General features: G+C 34.0%; 20 protein-coding genes and 1 pseudogene. 12 read left to right on the top strand and 9 right to left on the bottom strand.

Translation table 11 applies throughout. The features are described from left to right. Positions 1 to 1,248, bottom strand: a complete 1,248-nt coding sequence (locus tag QZ565_RS01065; protein WP_295524323.1) for a transporter — start codon at positions 1,246 to 1,248, stop codon at positions 1 to 3. Positions 1,249 to 1,551: 303 nt separating this feature from the next. Then, positions 1,552 to 2,403 carry a quorum-sensing system transcriptional regulator Rgg gene (rgg, locus tag QZ565_RS01060; RefSeq protein WP_295524321.1) on the bottom strand — a complete coding sequence of 284 codons (852 nt, stop codon included), beginning with the start codon at positions 2,401 to 2,403 and terminating at the stop codon, positions 1,552 to 1,554. 124 nt (positions 2,404 to 2,527) lie between these two features. Between rgg and QZ565_RS01055 the strand changes: the two genes are divergently transcribed. Beyond that, entirely contained in the window at positions 2,528 to 2,869 is a 342-nt protein-coding gene (locus QZ565_RS01055) for a metal-sulfur cluster assembly factor (RefSeq protein WP_001204052.1), read from the top strand. Between the two features lie 83 nt (positions 2,870 to 2,952). Here QZ565_RS01055 and ilvD read toward each other — a convergent pair. Next, positions 2,953 to 4,739: pseudogene (ilvD, locus tag QZ565_RS01050) on the bottom strand (dihydroxy-acid dehydratase). Positions 4,740 to 4,969: 230 nt separating this feature from the next. On the opposite strand from ilvD, the gene rpmF reads away from it, so the two are divergent. Continuing rightward, entirely contained in the window at positions 4,970 to 5,152 is a 183-nt protein-coding gene (rpmF, locus tag QZ565_RS01045; RefSeq protein WP_000290417.1) for a 50S ribosomal protein L32, read from the top strand. Between the two features lie 15 nt (positions 5,153 to 5,167). Further along, positions 5,168 to 5,317: a 50S ribosomal protein L33 gene (rpmG, locus tag QZ565_RS01040; protein WP_001265622.1), complete on the top strand. Its 150-nt coding sequence runs from the start codon at positions 5,168 to 5,170 to the stop codon at positions 5,315 to 5,317. A gap of 170 nt (positions 5,318 to 5,487) precedes the next feature. On the opposite strand, the gene QZ565_RS01035 is transcribed toward rpmG, so the two are convergent. From QZ565_RS01035 to QZ565_RS01015, 5 genes are all read right to left on the bottom strand, one after another. Beyond that, a complete protein-coding gene (locus QZ565_RS01035) occupies positions 5,488 to 6,603 on the bottom strand; it encodes a site-specific integrase (protein ID WP_261027812.1) in 1,116 nt (371 codons plus the stop codon). Next, complete coding sequence (locus QZ565_RS01030) at positions 6,596 to 6,799, bottom strand: DUF3173 family protein (RefSeq protein WP_000498227.1); 204 nt, start codon at positions 6,797 to 6,799, stop codon at positions 6,596 to 6,598. The genes QZ565_RS01035 and QZ565_RS01030 overlap by 8 nt, the downstream gene beginning before the upstream one ends. A gap of 216 nt (positions 6,800 to 7,015) precedes the next feature. Beyond that, positions 7,016 to 8,347, bottom strand: coding sequence for a Rep family protein (locus QZ565_RS01025; RefSeq protein WP_295524317.1), 1,332 nt, complete (start codon positions 8,345 to 8,347; stop codon positions 7,016 to 7,018). A 517-nt stretch (positions 8,348 to 8,864) separates the two neighbouring features. After that, positions 8,865 to 9,278, bottom strand: a complete 414-nt coding sequence (locus QZ565_RS01020; protein WP_261027808.1) for a hypothetical protein — start codon at positions 9,276 to 9,278, stop codon at positions 8,865 to 8,867. A 21-nt stretch (positions 9,279 to 9,299) separates the two neighbouring features. Continuing rightward, positions 9,300 to 9,764, bottom strand: coding sequence for a hypothetical protein (locus tag QZ565_RS01015; RefSeq protein WP_295524314.1), 465 nt, complete (start codon positions 9,762 to 9,764; stop codon positions 9,300 to 9,302). A gap of 245 nt (positions 9,765 to 10,009) precedes the next feature. Here QZ565_RS01015 and QZ565_RS01010 point away from each other — a divergent pair, with 245 nt between their 5' ends. Together QZ565_RS01010 and QZ565_RS01005 are read left to right on the top strand one after the other, a co-directional pair. After that, entirely contained in the window at positions 10,010 to 10,492 is a 483-nt protein-coding gene (locus QZ565_RS01010; protein WP_261027804.1) for a helix-turn-helix transcriptional regulator, read from the top strand. Positions 10,493 to 10,863: 371 nt separating this feature from the next. Next, a complete protein-coding gene (locus QZ565_RS01005; protein WP_295524309.1) occupies positions 10,864 to 11,649 on the top strand; it encodes a hypothetical protein in 786 nt (261 codons plus the stop codon). A gap of 67 nt (positions 11,650 to 11,716) precedes the next feature. Here QZ565_RS01005 and QZ565_RS01000 read toward each other — a convergent pair whose 3' ends face one another. Continuing rightward, a complete protein-coding gene (locus QZ565_RS01000) occupies positions 11,717 to 12,508 on the bottom strand; it encodes a hypothetical protein (protein WP_295524307.1) in 792 nt (263 codons plus the stop codon). Between the two features lie 435 nt (positions 12,509 to 12,943). Here QZ565_RS01000 and QZ565_RS00995 point away from each other — a divergent pair, with 435 nt between their 5' ends. The 7 genes from QZ565_RS00995 to QZ565_RS00965 all read left to right on the top strand — a co-directional run bounded on the left by QZ565_RS00995 (position 12,944) and on the right by QZ565_RS00965 (position 20,806). After that, entirely contained in the window at positions 12,944 to 13,483 is a 540-nt protein-coding gene (locus tag QZ565_RS00995; protein ID WP_295524305.1) for a hypothetical protein, read from the top strand. A 21-nt stretch (positions 13,484 to 13,504) separates the two neighbouring features. Then, positions 13,505 to 13,837, top strand: coding sequence for a hypothetical protein (locus tag QZ565_RS00990; protein WP_295524303.1), 333 nt, complete (start codon positions 13,505 to 13,507; stop codon positions 13,835 to 13,837). 281 nt (positions 13,838 to 14,118) lie between these two features. Beyond that, entirely contained in the window at positions 14,119 to 14,649 is a 531-nt protein-coding gene (locus tag QZ565_RS00985; protein ID WP_295524301.1) for a hypothetical protein, read from the top strand. 396 nt (positions 14,650 to 15,045) lie between these two features. Further along, positions 15,046 to 15,915 (top strand): DUF2971 domain-containing protein, encoded by an 870-nt coding sequence (locus QZ565_RS00980; protein ID WP_295524299.1) that lies wholly within the window; start codon positions 15,046 to 15,048, stop codon positions 15,913 to 15,915. Positions 15,916 to 16,056: 141 nt separating this feature from the next. After that, the gene (locus QZ565_RS00975) at positions 16,057 to 18,111 is read left to right on the top strand and encodes an N-6 DNA methylase (RefSeq protein WP_295524297.1); all 2,055 of its coding nucleotides are present in this window, start codon (positions 16,057 to 16,059) and stop codon (positions 18,109 to 18,111) included. A gap of 20 nt (positions 18,112 to 18,131) precedes the next feature. Further along, positions 18,132 to 19,298: a restriction endonuclease subunit S gene (locus tag QZ565_RS00970; protein ID WP_295524295.1), complete on the top strand. Its 1,167-nt coding sequence runs from the start codon at positions 18,132 to 18,134 to the stop codon at positions 19,296 to 19,298. A gap of 314 nt (positions 19,299 to 19,612) precedes the next feature. After that, positions 19,613 to 20,806 carry a hypothetical protein gene (locus tag QZ565_RS00965; RefSeq protein ID WP_295524293.1) on the top strand — a complete coding sequence of 398 codons (1,194 nt, stop codon included), beginning with the start codon at positions 19,613 to 19,615 and terminating at the stop codon, positions 20,804 to 20,806. The last annotated feature ends 40 nt before the right edge of the window (positions 20,807 to 20,846 follow it).

The following is a 20,846-nucleotide window of genomic DNA, read 5'->3' as shown; positions in this document are numbered from 1 at the left end:
TTAGATATCATTTTTGAGATTAATAACTGTCAAAAGAATAGCCAGGAAGGAAAGACCAACAAATAGCATCCAAGTCAACTGTATATTCCATACAGCTATAAGTGAAAAACAAGCTGTTCCCACAGGTATGGATAAGGTAAACAATAAACCTAAAAAATTACTGGTACGAGCTAGAACTTCTGGAGCTAGATTTTTCATGAGCATGGCACTAATCTTTGGTTGAACTTTACCAGACATATACAGAGTTAAAAATAGAAATAGCAAGCCAAGCACGACTTGATTGAATACATTAGCCAGACCAACTAGACTAAGTCCTACGGTCACCCACATCATCAATCTAGGCAAGGACTGCTTCCCAAAATAATCATTGCCCGTAAGGCTACTGATGATGACTGCTACTACAGCACCGACTTGACCGATAAATAACGCCTCTGTGTAAGAAAAATTCAAGAGAGAATGGCTCAAAAAGAAGATATTGTAGATGCCCCCTAAGGAACCACCCAAGGCATTGATAAGCAAGACAGCAAAGATCATGAATCCAAAGTTTTTCTGTCCACCTTTAAGAAAAACAAGGCGTAAATTTCGGTAAATTGTTAGGAACTGGTCTTTGATAGAAAGCTTCTCATTTTTTAGTGATTCACCATCAGCGGATGAAATCGACAGTCTCAATTTGCTTTTTCCTAAAAAGAGGATAACGGCTGATACTAGGAAAAAACAGGCATTGATTCCCGCAACGAGAGAAAAATTATTGACCGATAGCCCTAAGAGCCAGACTCCGAAAGCTTGACCACCAATGGCTGAAATATAGGTGATGAACTGGGAAAAAGAATAAGCCTCCATCAGATCATCTTCAGCTACTTTTTCCTTAATAAGAGGCATGCGCAAACCACCAGCAAAATCACTGATTACATCGCTAATGACATTGATTAAACACAGGCTAGAAAAGGCAAAGAGACTAGCTTGCTGAACAACTAGGGCTGCTAGAAAAAATAAAACCGCCTGAAACAAACCACTATAGACCATCCATTTGACCTTGTCCCTCGTGTAATCTGCCCGAATCCCTACAAAAACTGTAAAGAGAGTCGGAAGAAGCATGACAATATTCGCCATAGCAACAGCAAAAGATGCTTGTGGCAAGGTCGATGCATAGACGATAAAGACCAGATTGAAAATCGAAGCACCAAAAGCATTGAAGAAGCGTGACAAAGTCAAGAGACGATAAGCTTGATTTCTGAACAATAGTTTCATAGGTAATCTCCCTTCTTGTTCAAATACTCAATGAAAATCAAAGAGCAAACTAGGAAGCTAGCCGAAGGCTGTACTTGAGTACGGCAAGGTGAAGCTGACGTGGTTTGAAGAGATTTTCGAAGAGTATAAGTTTTATGTGAAGTATGACTATAGTATAGCACTTAGAAATTTTAGAGGAAAAATTTTTGAATATATGCAACAAAAAATAAGTAAAAAGAGACGATAGAATTTCTCCAATGACACGAGAGAGCCCAACAGTTCTATCGCTTAAAATTTCAAATTATTTTCTTAGCTTGCAAATATTCAACAATCGGTCGTATTTCTATAGTATTCGGCAGATTTGTTACAGCCTAGCATCTCAAAAATACGGACAGCATCTTCCATCTTTTTCTGACCTTCCTTGACTCTGCCTTGCTTGCTATCAAGAAGACCTTCCGCCCACAAATAGACAATTCGGAAATAGGTTTCATTTTCATTGTAGAAATGCTCTTCGATGACACGTTTAAAATAAGAGGCATTGGTAAATTCTTCACACTCAATGCTGGCTAAAAAACCATTCAAGAGTATAGTGTGAAAAAGGTTTCGATTACCAGACATTTCCATTAGAAAATCAGATTTACGTACCATTTCTCTAACATACCTAGTGAAAAGAGAAACAGATAGAAATGGTGAACTGACTGAAAATAAATTGAGTTCATAGATTCCCCAGATCTCGGTAGAAAACAAATAATCATGAAGGACTTTCCCCTCCTCTGCCGTTAACTCTACCCTTTCGTCCATGCTCTTCATATAAGACTTGATAATAATGGCATTTAGAATATGTTTCTGTTTATTTTGAGAATGGGCATGCTTTTGATACTCCCTGCGATACAAGTCCTCAAGCGGAGCTATATTCTTTGGATCCAAGACATCTATGATTTCTTTTCTCAACTCAGAATCTGTATCATACTGAAAACCTCTCGCCAGAAAGAGGATTTCCTCTACACTGGCAGATATATTTTCTAGGGCAAATAGAAACTTTTCCACCGAAAGCTCACTCTGGCCTGTTTCAAATCGGGACAACATAGACGGCGAAAATTGTCCCCCAGTTGCTTGTCTCAGCGAGATATTTCTTGACTCTCGTAATTGTCTAAAGACTTTTCCAATCTGCTCCATAGGCTTCCCTTTAATTCTGCATTTTCTTTATATTATCATATTTTTTCAGAAAATTCATCAAAAACTTGCCAAATTGTCAGAATTATGAGAAAATAGAGGATATTTATCACGTGGAGGGACTGTAATGAGAGACGATATCAAAATCAATGACCGTGCTTTGGCCTTACAAGACCAAATTATCGAAAAACTAGAGAAGGTTTTTGATACAGATGTGGAATTGGATGTTTACAATCTAGGACTGATTTATGAAATCAATCTGGACGAAACAGGTCTCTGCAAGATTGTCATGACCTTCACTGACACAGCCTGCGATTGTGCCGAAAGCCTGCCTATCGAAATCGTGGCAGGTCTAAAACAAATCGAAGGTATCGAAGATGTCAAGGTTGAAGTTACCTGGTCGCCTGCTTGGAAAATCACACGAATCAGTCGCTACGGCCGTATTGCCCTTGGGCTGCCACCTCGTTAAGCAGGTAAATTACTTTTGAAGATAAAAATAAGCAAGCCGAAGTTGGCTTGCTTTTTGATACTCAATGAAAATCAAAGAGCAAACTAGGAAACTAGCCGCAGGCTGTACTTGAGTACGGCAAGGCGACGTTGACGTGGTTTGAATTTGATTTTCGAAGAGTATGAGTTTATTTTTTACCTGACTTGTCCATATTCCAGAAGTCTGTCACGGCTCCGCGTGAAGCAGATGATACGATATGGGCATATTTACCGAGGACACCACGGCTGTAAAGTGGTGGCAAGGTTGTTTCTGCCTTGCGTTTTTCAAGTTCTTCTTCCGATACAGCCATTGAAATTTCTTTGGTATCTTGGTCAACCGTAACAATATCGCCTGTACGGAGGTAGGCAATCGGTCCACCATCCTGAGCTTCAGGAGCGATATGTCCAACAACCAGACCATAGGTACCACCAGAGAAGCGTCCGTCCGTCAAGAGGGCAACCTTGTCTCCTTGACCTTTACCAACGATCATTGATGAAAGTGACAGCATCTCAGGCATACCAGGACCACCCTTAGGTCCAACAAAACGAACAACGACAACATCGCCATCAACGATTTCATCTGTCAGAACAGCCTGAATCGCATCTTCTTCTGAGTCAAAGACCTTAGCTGGACCAACGTGACGGCGCACTTTCACACCTGATACCTTGGCAACCGCACCGTCTGGTGCAAGGTTCCCGTTCAAGATGATAAGCGGACCATCTGCACGTTTTGGATTTTCAAGTGGCATGATAACTTTTTGACCTGGAGTGAGGTCTGCAAAGTCAGCCAAGTTCTCAGCGACTGTCTTACCAGTACATGTGATGCGGTCTCCATGAAGGAATCCATTTGCCAAGAGATATTTCATAACCGCAGGGACACCACCGACTTCATAGAGGTCTTGGAAGACATACTGACCAGATGGTTTCAAGTCGGCCAAGTGAGGCACACGTTCTTGAATCGTATTGAAGTCCTCAAGTGACAAGTCAACATTGGCAGCATGGGCAATGGCAAGCAAGTGAAGAGTGGCATTTGTAGAACCACCGAGAGCCATGGTTACAGTGATAGCATCTTCAAAGGCTTCACGAGTCAAGATATCTGATGGTTTGAGACCAAGCTCCAACATCTTAACAACAGCACGTCCTGCTGCTTCGATGTCTTCTTTCTTGTCAGCTGATTCAGCTGGGTGAGATGAAGAACCTGGCAAACTCATACCGAGAACTTCGATAGCAGTCGCCATGGTATTAGCTGTGTACATACCACCACAGCCACCAGGGCCTGGGCAGGCATTACATTCAAGACGTTTCACGTCCTCAGCCGTCATGTCACCGTGGTTCCATTTTCCGATTCCCTCAAAAACAGAAACCAAGTCGATGTCTTTGCCATCAAGATTTCCAGGTGCAATAGTTCCACCATAGGCGAAAATGGCTGGAATATCCATATTGGCAATGGCAATCATAGAACCAGGCATGTTCTTGTCACAGCCACCAATAGCGACGAAGGCATCCACGTTGTGACCACCCATAGCTGCCTCGATGGAGTCCGCGATGATATCACGAGATGTTAGAGAGAAACGCATACCAGGCGTTCCCATGGCAATCCCGTCCGCTACGGTAATGGTACCAAACTGTACAGGCCAAGCGCCTGCAGATTTGACACCCTCTTTAGCCAATTTTCCGAAATCATGCAAGTGAATGTTACATGGTGTATTTTCCGCCCAAGTCGAAATAACCCCAACAATCGGTGTTTCAAAGTCCTTATCTGTCATACCAGTCGCACGAAGCATGGCACGGTTTGGCGATTTTACCATGCTGTCATAAATGCTACTGCGGTGACGTGTATCTAATTCAGTCATTTGTTCCCTCCCATTTCAGTTTTTACTATTATAGCACATTTTAAAAGCAATGAACAGAAGAAAATTCTTGAATTTTCAGAAAATTTCGATTAATTTGGTTGATGACCTTTTAATTTTTTCATCTTTTTTTGTCAAGTAACTTTACTTTACAAAAAAAATGTGTTATCCTAGTATGGTTGATGAAAATCAGTAGATTGAATCGAATATAAATACCTAAAGGAGAAATCAAAATGGCAGTACCTGCACGTCGCACTTCAAAAGCGAAGAAAAACAAACGTCGTACACACTACAAAGTAACAGCTCCATCTGTAAACTTTGACGAAACTACTGGAGATTACTCACGTTCTCACCGTGTATCACTTAAAGGATACTACAAAGGACGTAAGATCGCTAAAGCTGCATCAGCTGAATAATAGAAGGGAGATACCATGCGCGTAAATATTACACTTGAACACAAAGAATCTGGTGAACGCTTGTACCTTACTTCTAAAAACAAACGTAACACTCCAGACCGTCTTCAATTGAAGAAATACTCACCAAAACTTCGCAAACACGTTGTGTTTACAGAGGTTAAATAAGAGTTAAATTAGTGAAAATAGCGTTAAATCAACGTTTTAACACTTAATAATAGCCGAGTGGGAACATTTTGGCAACAAAAAAGGTAGTAAGACATAATCTTGCTACCTTTTTATAATCTCCGTTTTCGTATAACAGACTTCGCTAGTGATACGAAAGCCGTGATTTTAATTTATAGTGAAAGTACCCCCTCTAGTTTGTCCGCCACCTCTTTCATAGCAGAAGGACGAAGATGGGAATAAACTCCCAAAGTGGTCTGTATATCTGCATGTCCTAGCCTATTTTTAAGTTCTAGGTCATTCATACCCAAAGAGAGCAACAGACTAGCATGGGAGTGCCTTAAATCATGTATACGGATACTTTTGACTTCAGCCATTTCTCCATGTTTCTTCATGCTATTAGCAAGCATTGTCTTAGTCACTGGTAAACAGTTATAAGAAAAGACAAAACTTATTTTTCCTAGCTTTTTCTGATGATTTTTCCATAAGGATAGCGCCTTAATCGTCGTATCATCAAGATAGATTTTTCTATTGCTTGAAAATGTTTTTGTAGGGTTAATTTGCCAATTATTTTTGTTTTGATAAAACATAGACTTATTGACTTGTACAGCTTTATTCTCAAAATCAACATCTTCCCATGTTAAAGCTTGTAATTCGCTTATCCTCAATCCTGTCATAAAGAGAAATAGAAAACAGATATATTTCAAATGTTCTACAACATCATCTTTTTCAAAGGTTTTAATAAATTTTTCAAATTCTTCTTTTGTCCAAAAATCAACCTTTTTTCTAGTCCTCTTCATATTTCCAACCTGCCGAGCAGGATTTTCGCTCACAACACCCAAAGTAAGCGCCATATCAAATAGCTCTTTTACTGTTTGATGTAAATCTTTTAAATAGTTATTAGATAGCCCCTCTTCCAAGATGTCTGTATGCCATTTTTTTATATGAATAGGTTTAACATCAACCATTTTCATAGGATAAAAATATTTCAATCTTTTCAACTTAGAAGAAAAGGTCATAAATGTCCTGGTAGTCACTTTATTCTTATAGTGAGGTACAAAATACTTTTCCAAAAACAACTCAACCGTTAAAGTCGCACCATGTACAATAGCTTTTTTCGAGTGTTTCGCTATAAAATCATCATACCATTTCTTGGCTTCTGTTTGAGTTTTAAACCCTCTTTTCTTTTTCTGCATTCTTTTACCAGTCACTTCATCAAAACCTAGTGAAGCAACCGCATAATAAGAGCTACTAGCCTTGTCATAATATACATGAGGGATTTTAGGCATATTCTTCCACTTCCTCAAAATTTAATTTTGTACCCAAAATTTCCTCAACAGCTTCAACAGGAACTTGCCCCAATCCCTTAGAATTATAGTAAGCAAAGCCCTTTTGTACCATCAAAGCCTTGGCCTGTTTAATCAAACTATAAGCTTGATAATTTCCAAAACCTAATTTTTTCAAATCTTCTTTTGTTACGAACATAGCATTTTTCTCCTTTTCATGTTATAATTACTTTGGTTTTTTATTTTGATGTGTGATTGATTTTCACGCATCTTTTTTTTGCATCTATTCCATAAATTCCTATCATTTATGAACATATAAATATTATCTAGTTCTTGACTTATCGGTATAAACTTCCCAAAGCGTACTATACGAAAGTCAGTATTTAACCTTTCATCAAAGAAAATCACAATTTTTTTAGTCATTTGTCACGTCCTTTATTTTCTTTGGCAATATTCTAGGATAAATACAATCTTCAAGCAATTTACTTATAAAATCATCTTTATCATCTGAGCAAAATATATCTTCATATTTGAAGTTTAAAACAGCCATAGAACCATCTTTTTTCTGATAAAAATCAACTCCCCTACGTTTCACAACTTCAGAAATATTATATAAACGATTTTCATCTGACCCTTGCTTATAGGTTACATCTAATAAAAAGTTAATTCTCCTAAGGAACTGATTTAGATCCTCTTCCTTAATTTCTCCAAAAAATAATTTTGGTGACTTATAAACAGGCATAATTATCAACCTTGGAACTACCCTTTTATTTTGATAGCGTGCCGACATTCTAGCAGAATTAAGGGGGTCAAATAATTTTAGCCAATCACTTGGAGACATATTATTTTCCCTTAAATCGTCTAATACTAAGATTTCTTCACCATAATAATCATCAAAAGGGTTAGCAGAAGAAGCCGAATAGATATCCCCTCTCAAACCTATTTCATTTAATTTACTTTGAACCTGTAAGGCTATTTCTCTAGATAAAGTCGACTTCCCAACTTCTGATTCTCCTTGTATATAAAGTACAGTTAATTGATATTCCCCAAGTTCCAAACTTTTTAAACGTAAAAAAGCCTGACGTTCTCCATAAAAATTAAATCGTTCCCTAAATTTCTGTTGATTATTTCCAAAGAGAAAAGCAAGGTTATCGTCTTCCATAACATCATTATAGGTCAATTCTCCTAGTTGAACTTTAGCCAATACCAAATCAAGACTTTCTTCTGATTTCTCACGTTTTCTTGTTGCAGAATAATTCTCAAAATCTTCTTTATTCTGATTGATAAAAACTTCATAGTCAAGCGTATCAAATGTTTCAACATCACTAACAGGATATTGATATTTATCTTTATCTTTTGCATGGATAAGATAAGCTAAAGCGTTGATACGTGTATAACCCCTACCGCCTTTTGATTTTGGAGTCTCGACACGTTCTTTTTCTACCCCTAAAGCCATAGCAACTTTTGATAAATCTATCAATTTTGGAAAATCAATATATCCGTGAATATGAGGTTCGACCAATTTTGTCCCATAGGAAATATCTTTATCATGGACGATAAAAGCCACTTCCACAAATTCATCTTCTTCGACTAGTTCACGGATACGGTCAAAGATTAATCTAAAAATCTTATCTTTATTTTCTTCCCAGTTTTCTAATAGTTTCTTATCCGATACAGTCCAATCCCAATAATCTGGTTTGAGTTGTTGCTCAAATAAGAAACGTCTGTTTCTAATTCTTTTAGTCATTCTTTATCCTTTTCAATTCATGAAAGACTTTTGTATATTTTTTCTATGTTTTCGTTTTTTTATTCTATCATTTTGGATATATACTCTTTTTTTTGGAGAATATATCCACGAATATATCCACGAATATATCCACGAAAAACCCTTAATTTTTTGGCATTTTTGTTTCCCTAACGCTACGCTGACACCTTCGGTAACGTCCACGGAAAGCTTGCCAATCAAGGGATTACCCTTGGTTTGCACCATTCTATCGTCAAGTCCTAGAATGGCGCTCGCGCATAGGTTTTGGAAATATGGATATATGCTCCCCCAAAAAACTTTTTAACTAAAATTTCTGCATATTTAGGTAGCTTATTGCATTGCCCTATCGGAACAAGTCAGCCAACTAGATGCCCGCTGATACTCGCAACCGCGCAAGGCGAACCGCCTTTTTTGCGGTCGCTATCAGCTACTAGTTAGCTCACTTGTAAACCGATAGGAGCAAGGCGGCTAGCTCCCATCATATACAGAAATTTTAGACTTACATAGCAAGTTTTAGCCCTGAAGCTACCAGTTTGGCGGCTTTATATCCTGGATTTCTACCATCAACCCATAAAGCTTTGACTGCCACATCAAGAAGCTCAACAAATAGAATTTTCCCAAATTCAGCGTGTTCTTCAATTTCCTCAAAACTGCCATAAACTTCAATGATGATAGGCTTAACGTCCTCTTGGTCAATTACGCCATCACTTACAGCCTTAGCAATTCGCTCATCAACGCCCTCTAAATTGTAATGACTCATAATGTCAGTAGGTTTTTTATTTTTGTACTTCATACTTACCCTAGCTTTAGAAAAATCTACTAGAATTTTCTTAGGGATATCAAATTGAGAGCTATCAAGTGCCACCTCTTTAAGTGATACTTCTGAAGTTAATTTAATTTTATTTTTTGCCATAATTTTTTCCTCTTTTTTCTATTATTTTAATTTTGAAAAGAACCCTTTGCCTTGTTTTTCTTCTAAGGCTTCAATTCGTTCTTCTAGCTTTTGTAATCTTCTAATATCGTTTTTCAATGAAATAATCTGAAAGGCTGTATTTTTGTTACTTTCTTTCTGTTTTTCTTGAAATTTTTTCAATTCAGCCACATCTATTTTTAGTGCTCTTTCTTCAGCACTTTTTAAGTCACCCCATATCTCAATGACTGATTCAGACATTTTCTTTGTTTCATCAATTCGCTTAGACAATTTTATAAACTTTTGAAATTCTTCTTCAGTAAACTGATAATGGTCTTTTACATGCTTACGAGTAACATGTATCTTCACCTTCTTAAACTTATACCCTGATAATCGTTCAATAGATATCCGCCATTTTTTAATAGCGCTATATGACTTGCCAGTAGCTTCTACAATATCTTTGTATTCGTAATAATCTTTATAGGCCATCTCCTTTTCTCTTTTCCGTATATATGATATAATTTAATAAGATATTTTTAGGTAGTCTTTGAGGATTTTTTTCTTCAAAGACTTTTTTATACAATCATAAGCGTTTACCCCCTTGAAACCTTTCTATCAAATGTGATATACTTAGTACGTCACTATGTGATATAATTCAATATTATCTCATTTTGAAGTGTTTGTCAACCAAAAACACGTCTTTTTGTGATTTTATTTTGAAAGGTTGTGATTTAATGATAAATTCAAATATATTTCCCCAAAGACTCAAAGAGTTGCGACTAAAAAAGGGGTTAACACAAACAGAACTAGGTGAAAAAGTAGGAGTAAAACAGAACACCTACACAAATTGGGAAAACGGAAAAAGAGAACCCAACTTTGAAACGCTTCTAAAATTAGCTTCAATACTTAACACTACAACTAGTTATTTACTGGGAGAAAGTGATATACAGTATGGATATGGAAGTAAAGAATTTGAAGAATACATACAAAATAGCCCTGATATTTTCTCGGAAATATTTATAAATCAAACTAGAGACACAATGAGAGCACTTCCTTATCTAGCAAAGAAAGAAGGAAAAACAACAGATGAAGTTTTTAGAGAAATAACTGAAAATATGTCAGAACAAGGCAAAAAGATCGCAACAGCATTTTACTTAACAGAAACAATAGAAAATATCACAAACGGCAACAATTCGGAAACAACAGAAACAAAATAACCCTATTTTTAGTAACTTAAAACTTATTAAAACTTAATAAAATATAGCGTTCTAGTTAAAACAATAGCTATATGTTACAGAGGTTAAATAGTGGGTCATTACGTTTCAGTAGAAACGAAAAAACCTTGATTTAACGCGATTCTTGAATTTTCAAATTTCAATGTATTGCAATAAAAATCAACCGAATGACTACATTTTTGACTACATTTTTTGTGAAATAAATTAGATGTTCGGATATATAGAAAACGCTCTAGTCATATTGTCTAGAGCGTTTTTGTGTTGTTTAAGAAAATTAGATGTTGGTTTTAGATAACTACACATTTCAGATTTTTAAAACAAGATTTAATTGTTGATAACTAGAAAGGATTATTATGTTTACAAAAAATAAATTTCAATATTGTATTTACGATCATGAGAGACTAGAACTTCATGAGCTACAAAAGGAATATCAAAAGGATAAAGCTGGGACAAAACTTAAGTATGAAAACCAATTATTTTGTCCTGGTTGTTACAAAGTGGATTTAGTGATAAACGAGAAAAATGGGAAAATCTATTTATCGAGCCATCCTAAATTACCTCATGGTGACGGATGTGAATATGCTTTGGAATCTGCTTCGAAAATAGAACTGAAAGAATATTATGAGAAAATTGATGCAGACTTAGCTGAACAACTCCTAAATCATATTCTGGAAGAAAAGACCACTAGAGTAGTCCAACCAAGGAGCGTCAATTCTCTGCAAAATAATAATGAGGTGCCTGATGTAAAATTTGTTTTAGAAAATAAAGTCGGTATCAGAAAATATTTACCTCGTAGATCCCTCCTCCTAAATGAATTAGAAGTATCTGACCATCTGACTATGTACTATGGAGAATGCAAGGTGTTTATAGGAAAGACTGATAAAAAGTACTATCTACGAATGTTTCGAAACAATGATCATGCAAAGTACATCTGTAATTTAGTCATTCCTGAAAGAGTGTATAGGTATTTGGAGAATGAATTAAGATTTATCCCACAATCAGAAGATTTAAGTTTTAAACATTCAAGAGCCAATGCAGTTCCTGTAAAGTTAGCCTTTGTTTCTACCATGAAGAAAAAACAAGAATACTATAATGCATACTTAGGCTTTTCAAAATTACTTAAGGTGAAGCGTATTTAGATTGTATTAACTCCCAAGATTAGTTTTTTCTATTAACTTTTAGGATAAAGTACACAATTCATAGTATTTATTTCCTTGCGAATCGTTCAACATACCCTTTGAGATTGCTATAATAATTTTCGCTCCAATCCCAATCATATTTATCGAGGTGAGCTGAAATCACTTTGCCATTTCCTCGCTCAATATCATAAACATCATAGTTATCATTTACAAAAATGCCTTCTATTCCATACCAATCAATTAAATTTTTGAAATACCCCAGTTCTTCTAACCATTTTTTTGTTTTGGGCAATTTATATGTAGAGATTAACTTACACTGGTTTCGGTCTTCTTCCGTTTTTGCATCTAGATACAACTTAATATCATATAGTGTATAGTCAATTCTATCACCAAAAACAAAATTGCGTCTTGTGTTAATTCCGTTTCTTTCTTGAGGAAAAAAGAAGATTGGAATTTTACGATACACAGCGTACTCTTCAACAGTTTGGATGTCAATGCCATTTTTTCTGTATATTCTACAGATAGAAAATAAGCCATCTGCTGTACACTGGATTCCATTTAGTTCTCTCAATCCGTTTGAATCTGGATCAATATATAATGAATCAATCATTGTCCAAAATAATTCTATATCATTGAAATCTACTTCCTTGGCAAATTTATTAAATAAATCCCGTAGAACATCAGTAGATAATCTATGTACATCTTCATAACTCATTTTACTTAGTCCGTAATATCTATGTATGGAATTCTTGCCTTTAAGAGCATCTCTTAAAATAATATCAGAAAAATATGTATCTTTATATTTTTTATAAAATGAACTTGATTTATACAGACTCAGCACTTCATTAACATCACTCATTGGTTCTGCCTACATTTTCTATTTCTTCTATATATTTAATTTTAGCATATTTAGTATATCGTATAGAGCGAAAAATTTCAATTAATACTTTTCTGAAACTGAAATTTTGTAATTCCTGAAAGAGTGTATAGATATTTGGAAGATGAATTAAGATTTATCCCACAATCAAAAGATTTAAGTTTTAAACATTTAAGAGTCAATGCAGTTCCTGTAAAATTAGCTTTTGTTTCTACTATGAAGAGAAAACAAGAATATTAAAAAGGATACTTGAGTTTTTCAAAATTACTTAGAGTGAAACGTATGGACTAATTAATTCTATCTCAATGTCCAGTTAGTTGAACATAATAAAATGTCAATATCTGGTACGAGACAGAGCTTTTTTTAAAAAAATAGTTTACAATATAAATATAGACAAATAAGAAGGAGAGAAAAATTATGGTATATGTTCACAGATTTTTAGGACAATGGTTAGACAAACACCACTCGTCAAATAAAGCCTCAATTATCCGAAGAGCATTGACTACTGGTAGTGGGATTGACGAGTACCTAAAACAAGTAAAAGAGCGCAGACGGTTCACGTTGGCAGTAGAAAAGGGTAGATATTTTTATATGGTTCCTAAAGAAGTATCTATAGGGGATACTAGAGCAGATAGGTACTATCGTCTAGAAATGAAATACTACGAAAGTATAGCTTCTAATACCGTCTTTTACGGTAATGGAACATCTATTTTAGTCAAAGCTTTATTTGAGGGTAAAGGACAAATAGCACGTATCTACGAGTATGAAACATTAGAAATGCTTTTAGAGGATTTAAGAGAGGAAGTGGCTATTACATATAGTTGTGCCTATAAGCCTTGCTATTTACTAGCAAGTGATTTTGAAGAGTTCAAACCTAAACTTGAACTAGGGAAACTCTATTGTCACTATGTTCAAGCACCTAACTATCGTAAACCAATTGCTGAAGTAGAAATTTAAGAATATAAAAGGAGCACTATTATGACTAAAAAACAAAAAGAGAATGCAGAAAAAATTGATTACCTTGAAATGAATATTGTAGATTTTATTGAAATACCTATAAAAAACAACGCTAAATCATTAGAGATTAGTTATTCATTGAAAAGTGGAGAAGATTTTGTCTTGGTAGTTGAAATTACTGAGAGAGATAAATATGTACGATCTATTGAAACACATGAAAGTACAACGCTTATGACTATCATTGATATGTTACTTAAATCTAATTCTAATGAACTAAGCATGCCTATTTTACGAAAATGGGGAGAGGTTATAGAAGCTAGATTCTCATATGATAGAGTTCGAAGAAACAAGTAATAAAAAATTTAGTTGTTAGACTATAATTTCTTATTTATCTATGAAACCTTATAAATGTTTATAGAAGATTTGAGGGAAGAAATTGCTATCACATCCCATTGTGTTTATAAGCTATGTTACGTACTTACAAGTGACTTTGCAGAGTTCTAGATTCGGATAAACTCTATTGCCACTATGTTTACGCACTAAGTTATCTGAAACCAATCACAAAAGAGGAGACTTAAACACTAATATTCAAATTGATTAGGAATTTTTCTCAAGTTTTAAAGAGGAGTATTGCCATGGGACTTTCATATGCACCAGAGTACGTTTATACAGAACATTTCATTCAAAGAGCTAATGAGAGATTTGGAATTAAAGAAGATCAGCTTCCTAAATGGATCGCTAAACAGATAAGTAGTTTAACACTATATGATTCAAGTGAGGAAAAAATCCCAGAAAAGCGTAAGTATATCTCTGATAATGGAATCATTTTTGTGTGCGATACAATTGAACGTAAATTTATTACTTGTTATGAAGCAAATGATTTGGTAGCTGAAGGGAAAAAGATCACCATACACGATAACAACGTTGACTTGTTTAAGCAAGAATTTGAAAAATTATCAAGGAAATACTACTTAAAAGATACGAAAGAAATGTTACTGAGTGTAAGAGAACATTTGACCGAATTTAATCAAGTTGCTGAAAAATTAATGACAGGAAGAGTAAGCCAACAAAACTATGAACTCATTAGTAAATTGATTGATGAATTTCATGTAGTAAGAGCTGCTGTGAGAGTAATTGAAACCAAAAAGAATGATTTTAAACAATAGTTTTAGTGATACGTTTCAATTTTAAGTTTTAGTTTTAATAGTAGCAGAAAAGCACTGTCGGAGGAAGTTGACAGTGCTTTTTCTATGATAGTAGGAGAAAGTTATTTTGATTACTATCTAATAACTTAAAATATAAAGGAAGTTAATGAAAAATACTAACAGTAAGGAGGAATAGTTTAAAAAAATGGAATTTAACAAACTAACCAAACTGAAAAGGTATTTTTGTACTGATTCTCATCGGTACAATAATAGTATATCAGATAGTCTATAAAAAATGCAAGGAGTTGGACAAGGATATTAATTATGTAAAAAATATTTGTCTACTCTTGAGATTGATTTTAAAACAAATGTATGATATTATAAGAAAAACACTAAGGCTTATGGAGGGGATTACTCATGCTTGGTTATTATTATTGCTCTTTAAGTACATTTTTAAATATTATTAAGAATAAGCAAGTTTATCTTTCGGATCCATTAAAGATGAATGATAGTTTTGAAATAAAATGGTATCTTGAAACATTAAATAATGAAGCTCGTGCTTTAAATAGACAAGAATTCGATTTACCAGATTCAATTTTTGAAAAGATGAAATTTCGTTCAAATTTAGATTTTACTTTTGAAGAATTTATGGAAAAATTAGATTCTAGAGGACAGAGAAGTGTATACATTAGCTGTTTTTCAAAAAACCCAGACTTATTGAGTCAATGGAGAGCCTACGCTGAAGATGGGACGGGGGTCTCTATAGGTTTTGATTTGAATAAATTGAGTGTCGCACCGAATATACTTCTTAAAGAAGTAATTTATACTAATGATGTAGTTTACGAGAATAAAGAAAATGATGTTTTACAAACAGCTGATACTATAGGCACGGTAATAAATGGAAATAATATTATCAAAAAAGATGAACAACTGGAGGTTTTTTTACATGAGTTAATCCCAGAACTTGCAAAATATAAAAATCCAGCTTTTAAAGAAGAAAAAGAAGTTCGACTCATTTATTGTGATGATTTGAAATTTGAAAACGTGCTTGATAAATATCATGCTTTTGAAAACGAATGGAATCCAATTAAATTAAATTCTGATTTTAGAGTCACCGGTAATAATGATATTACCGAGTTTGTTAAATTAGATTTTGACCCGTCAGCAATTAAAAAAATATATATAGGTCCTAAATGCTCATTAAGCGAAAATGATGTTAGTAATATTATTAATAAGATAATAGGAAAAAAAATAGTAGTAAAAAAATCTAGGGCTAGTTATAGGTAATACTTTAAAAATTTTTAAACCAGTATCACTATTGATACTGGTTTTATATTTTTAATTTTATAAATACATGTTTAATTAGTGCTTAAACATGATATAATAGAAAAAATATATGCTTTAAAAATACGATAGGAGTTCGCGTAAATGGCAAAAGGGAAAGCAAAAATTCAGTCGGTTGAGCCTATGGTGGCTGATTTAGTCAATGGTTGGTTGAAATCTTATGATTTAAATTATAAATTAGAACAAGAAACATTAAATTCTGAAATCGATAAGGCTTTATTGGAGTATGCTTCAAAGAATGGTGGTAAAGGTGGGAATCGTCCCGATGCAAAATTATTACTACAAGATAAGCATACAGATTATTGGCCGGTTTTAATTGAGTATAAAGGTTATAAAGATAAATTAGAGAAGCTCGATAGCGATGGTCAGGTAGATAATCGAAAGAGTAAGAATGAACCTAATTATTCAAATATCAATTCTTTTGCTGTTAATGGGGCAGTACACTATGCAAATGCATTATTACATTATACAAGCTATACCAATATTGTCTCAATAGGAGTTACTGGATATAAAGATGAGCACGGTGAACTTCAAACTCAAATCGGTGTCTACTATGTTTCAAAAGATAACTTTGGTATTGGTCAAAAAGTAGATGATTATACTGACCTCTCTTTTTTGAAATCTGGAAACTTTGATGCCTTTATTGAGAAAGTAAAAGCTTTGGAGTTGACTGCTGAGGAAGCTGAAAAATTAAAAGAGCAACGTGAAAAAGAAATTGATGCAAGTTTGACCAAGCTGAACAATGACATTTATCAAAATGAAAAGGGTTTGGGAGAAAATGATCGTGTATATCTAGTAGCTGCTTCTATTATTGCTACTCTAGGTGTACCAGGTAAAGTAAAACCATTAGATAAGGAAGATTTAAAATCATCAACTGAGGAAGATAATAGAGATGGTGATATTGTTATTCGAAAAGTTAACTCTTTCTTGAAAGAGAAAAAAATTCCAAAAACCAAAAAAGAACTAATCATTCGCACGCTGAAAAATACATTGACTACAGAAAATATCAACAAGCCTGTAAATGGTGAAAGTCAATTAAAACGAGTATTCAGCAAGATTGTTGACGATTTGGGGATTTACTACAAGATTGGGTTGAATACTGACTTTACTGGAAAACTTTTCAATGAGATGTATTCATGGTTAGGTTTTACACAAGATAAGTTAAATGATGTTGTTCTAACTCCATCATACGTAGCTACTTTATTAGTAAAATTAGCTCGTGTTGATAAAGACTCTTATGTTTGGGACTTTGCAACTGGTTCTGCTGGACTTCTAGTATCAGCTATGAATGAAATGCTCAATGACGCCAAAGCTAAAATTACTTCTCCTGATGAACTATACAAAAAAGAGGCTGAAATTAAAGCTAATCAACTTTTAGGTCTAGAAATACTATCATCTGTCTATATGTTAGCTGTACTCAATATGATTATGATGGGAGATGGTTCATCAAACATTATCAATGAAGACTCTCTAACACAATTTAATGGTAAGTATGGCTATGGCAAGACTGACGAGAGATTTCCAGCGACAGCATTTGTCCTTAATCCTCCATATTCAGCAGATGGCAATGGAATGATTTTTGTTAAACGTGCACTTTCTATGATGGATAAAGGCTATGCATCTATCATCATTCAGGGGTCAGCTGGTAGTGGTAAGGCTTCTGAAATTAACAAGGAAATATTGAGGTCTAATCGTTTGTTAGCAAGTATCAAAATGCCTATAGACTTGTTTGTAGGGAAATCTAGCGTTCAGACCTATATCTATGTTTTTCGAGTGGGCGAAGCACACGAAAATGACTATACGGTAAAATTTATTGATTTTACAAATGATGGCTATACAAGAAGCAATCGTAAAAAATCTAGTAACAATCTTAGAGATACAGACCATGCTAAGGAAAAATATCAAGAAGTTGTTGATTTAGTGAAATACGGCAAAAGTAAACTACAGTATTTATCCGAAGAGGAATACTATGAAGGTCATATTGATGTATCAAAAGGTGATGACTGGAATCAAACTGCACCGATTGACTTGAAACCGACACTGAATGATTTTAAGAAAACCATTAGTAATTATCTAGCTTGGGAAGTTTCCAATATTTTACAAAATCAATCTACTGAAGATGAATTGCTGGGAAAATAGATGCCTCACTCAATCAAAAATTGGCAAATGTTGAGTGGGGCGAATATAGATTAGATGACTTGTTCGCTATTTCAACCTCTCGTGGATATGACGCGGGAAAGATGAATTTTGTTCAAAAGTCAACAGATACTTATGAATTTATCGGTCGAACACAAACTGATTATGGACTTCAAGGATATGTAAAAAAATTAGATTCAAAACCAAATAAAGCTCACTGTATTTCAATAAGTCAGATAGGAGCTATTCATGCACAGTTAAGACAAAAAGAGTGGTATTCTAGTCAGAATATGTTTATACTGAAACCTAACATTGAAAAATTATTTAATCAATGGTTGATTGTAGTAATTAATAGAGCTTTATCGAAATATAGTGGGTATTCTAGTTATCCTACTTTATCTTCATTGAAAAAGGAGATTATCCTACTTCCAGTATGTAACAATCAAATAGATTTTGAATTTATGGATACATTTATAGCGGAGCTAGAGGCAGAGCGTATAGCAGAGCTAGAGGCAGAGCGTATAGCAGAGCTATCCGCTTACTTAAAAGTAAGCGGATTGGACAATTATGAATTGTCAGCTGAAGAGCTGAAAGTTCTTAAAGATTATGATTCTATGGAGTGGAGAGAATATCGTATTGGTAGCCTATTTAGTCGTATCAGTACCAAGAAATTACCTTACAAAGCTAAAGACTTACCAACAGAAGCGATTGATAATTACGATTTACCTTGTTTGACTTCTAGCTTTAGAAACCAAGGTTTGAACTATTTTGCTCCAAAAGAAGGGGCAACGATCTTAAAAGATGTGATTTCTATTCCATCCAATAGTGATGTGTATAGAGCATATTTCCAGTCAAGAGAATTTACTGTTTTATCAGATGCTTATGCGATTAAATGGACTGATGAAGAGCAGGAACTATCCAATTACCAGTACCTCTTCATAGTCAGAGCTATCAACAAAATAACTGATCTACGAATTTATTCTTATAAGATGAAACTTGGCGGCTGGAATGTTGTTAAAAATAAGAATATTGCTTTGCCAGTTATAAATGATGAAATAGCATTTGATTTCATGGAAAACTTTGCAAGAGCTATATCAAAACTAGTTATCAAAGAAGTTGTTAAATATGCGAATGAACGAATTAAATCTACTAAACAGATTGTAGAAAAACATAATGCGATTCAAAACTAAAGCCTATTTTAATAAATTGACTAACTTTATTACTCAGCTTCCTACTAGAAATACATTAGTTAGGGAGTAAAACTAGACACAATATCATCTTAGCATTTCGTAATAATTTACGAAATGCTTTTTTGTGTGATGATAATTAACTAGAATGCAGAGTCAGAAATCTAACGATATGAAAAACTCCTATTTTATCTTGTTTAAAAGACCTATGTTCCATTTTGCCTATCATAGTTTTACATTTCATACTCTGTGATTTAAAATAGAATAGAGAACATAAATAAAAAATATATCAATTTTTGAAAGGAAATAGTAATAAATTGAAATTAAATATTGAGGGAATATTAGCAAAAGAAGTATCAGAAAATTTTTCTTATTATTTAGAACGTTCAATATATAAGAGAAGTACCTTCCCAGGCAATAATGGTGACTTAAAAAGAATTGAACAAAACGATAGAATTGTTGAACATAGGAAGCATAAAGGGAAAGAAGTAGCCTCAAGTTTAATTACTGAAGGATTCGTTCAATCGTGTGAAGAAAATCTAAGATGTTCAAAAATGGATTTGTTCTTTGGAGGCAAAGTAAAGTTGGTTAACCTTGTGGAATCACTTTTTTATGATGCGTGTAATATAGCTTTAGTACACGATTTAGACATAATTGAGGAGAAAAATCCACAATTTGAACTTTGTCCATATGAAAGATGTGACAAAAGACTTCAGCAAAGTATGCTTGAATTATTTTCTTTATCCGGAGAATTTTGTGTGAATAGAGAAAATTTTTGCGAGAAAACTTTTCCAATGATGTTTTATTATGATTACGATTCTAATGGTGAATGCCATTTTAGTACATATCATTTTGAGAGTATTAAAATAGAGAAGAAGCGATATAAAAAGCAATTAATGAGAATATCTTTAAGAAGAAATGAATTATTTAGATTTTTATGGGCCTTTGGAAAAGAAGAGCTATTGCGTTCATTTACTGAAAAAATTATCAACTTTTTGGTGACAGTCCCAATGGAATCAGATAAAAAGCCAATCAAATTTCATGAACTTAATAATAGAGTTTCGGACTGGCTTAATGAAGATGTAGCCACTATTATTGTTCCAAATATTAAAAGTAGGCTTGAGAATAGCACCTTGTTTTCTTACGGGATAGAGGTTAAGTGTTTGCTTAGAATAAGGAATAGTATTCTAAAGGATTACTCAGCAATTAAAGAGGATTCAAAAGTTAGAGTAGACATTATAGAAAAAGGAAGTGAGAATAGTGTCGATTATAAAAACCGGATAATAGCCGAACATCAAGTTCCGTACAGTGATTTATTGTATTTTCTTATAGAAGTAAGAAATAGGGGATATGATACTAAAGTTTATAACTGGAAGTATGATAAAAATGCTATGGAATTTTTGGGAAAAAGCAGAATTCAAGATATTGATTTGCAGATTATAGATTGTATTATGAAGCAGAGAATGTATTTGGAATTAGTTCCTGAAGATTCAGAAATGAATATTATCTAATGCTATAGAGTAAGAAAGATAAAATTTTTAATTACTTAAT

The sequence above is a fragment of the uncultured Streptococcus sp. genome, from assembly GCF_915066115.1.
GTDB lineage: Bacteria > Bacillota > Bacilli > Lactobacillales > Streptococcaceae > Streptococcus.
Note: the sequence above shows the minus strand (reverse complement) of the source record. Positions and strands in the feature narration are given on the sequence as shown.

Coding starts and splice junctions, on each gene's coding strand:
- rpmG (WP_001265622.1), top strand. CDS start 5,168: ATGCGCGTAAATATTACACTTGAACACAAAGAATCTGGTGAACGCTTG.
- QZ565_RS00985 (WP_295524301.1), top strand. CDS start 14,119: ATGGGACTTTCATATGCACCAGAGTACGTTTATACAGAACATTTCATT.
- QZ565_RS01010 (WP_261027804.1), top strand. CDS start 10,010: ATGATAAATTCAAATATATTTCCCCAAAGACTCAAAGAGTTGCGACTA.
- QZ565_RS01055 (WP_001204052.1), top strand. CDS start 2,528: ATGAGAGACGATATCAAAATCAATGACCGTGCTTTGGCCTTACAAGAC.
- QZ565_RS01005 (WP_295524309.1), top strand. CDS start 10,864: ATGTTTACAAAAAATAAATTTCAATATTGTATTTACGATCATGAGAGA.
- rpmF (WP_000290417.1), top strand. CDS start 4,970: ATGGCAGTACCTGCACGTCGCACTTCAAAAGCGAAGAAAAACAAACGT.
- QZ565_RS01030 (WP_000498227.1), bottom strand. CDS start 6,799: ATGTTCGTAACAAAAGAAGATTTGAAAAAATTAGGTTTTGGAAATTAT.
- QZ565_RS01065 (WP_295524323.1), bottom strand. CDS start 1,248: ATGAAACTATTGTTCAGAAATCAAGCTTATCGTCTCTTGACTTTGTCA.
- QZ565_RS01015 (WP_295524314.1), bottom strand. CDS start 9,764: ATGGCCTATAAAGATTATTACGAATACAAAGATATTGTAGAAGCTACT.
- QZ565_RS00975 (WP_295524297.1), top strand. CDS start 16,057: ATGGCAAAAGGGAAAGCAAAAATTCAGTCGGTTGAGCCTATGGTGGCT.
- rgg (WP_295524321.1), bottom strand. CDS start 2,403: ATGGAGCAGATTGGAAAAGTCTTTAGACAATTACGAGAGTCAAGAAAT.
- QZ565_RS00995 (WP_295524305.1), top strand. CDS start 12,944: ATGGTATATGTTCACAGATTTTTAGGACAATGGTTAGACAAACACCAC.
- QZ565_RS00990 (WP_295524303.1), top strand. CDS start 13,505: ATGACTAAAAAACAAAAAGAGAATGCAGAAAAAATTGATTACCTTGAA.
- QZ565_RS01000 (WP_295524307.1), bottom strand. CDS start 12,508: ATGAGTGATGTTAATGAAGTGCTGAGTCTGTATAAATCAAGTTCATTT.
- QZ565_RS01035 (WP_261027812.1), bottom strand. CDS start 6,603: ATGCCTAAAATCCCTCATGTATATTATGACAAGGCTAGTAGCTCTTAT.
- QZ565_RS01025 (WP_295524317.1), bottom strand. CDS start 8,347: ATGACTAAAAGAATTAGAAACAGACGTTTCTTATTTGAGCAACAACTC.
- QZ565_RS00980 (WP_295524299.1), top strand. CDS start 15,046: ATGCTTGGTTATTATTATTGCTCTTTAAGTACATTTTTAAATATTATT.
- QZ565_RS01020 (WP_261027808.1), bottom strand. CDS start 9,278: ATGGCAAAAAATAAAATTAAATTAACTTCAGAAGTATCACTTAAAGAG.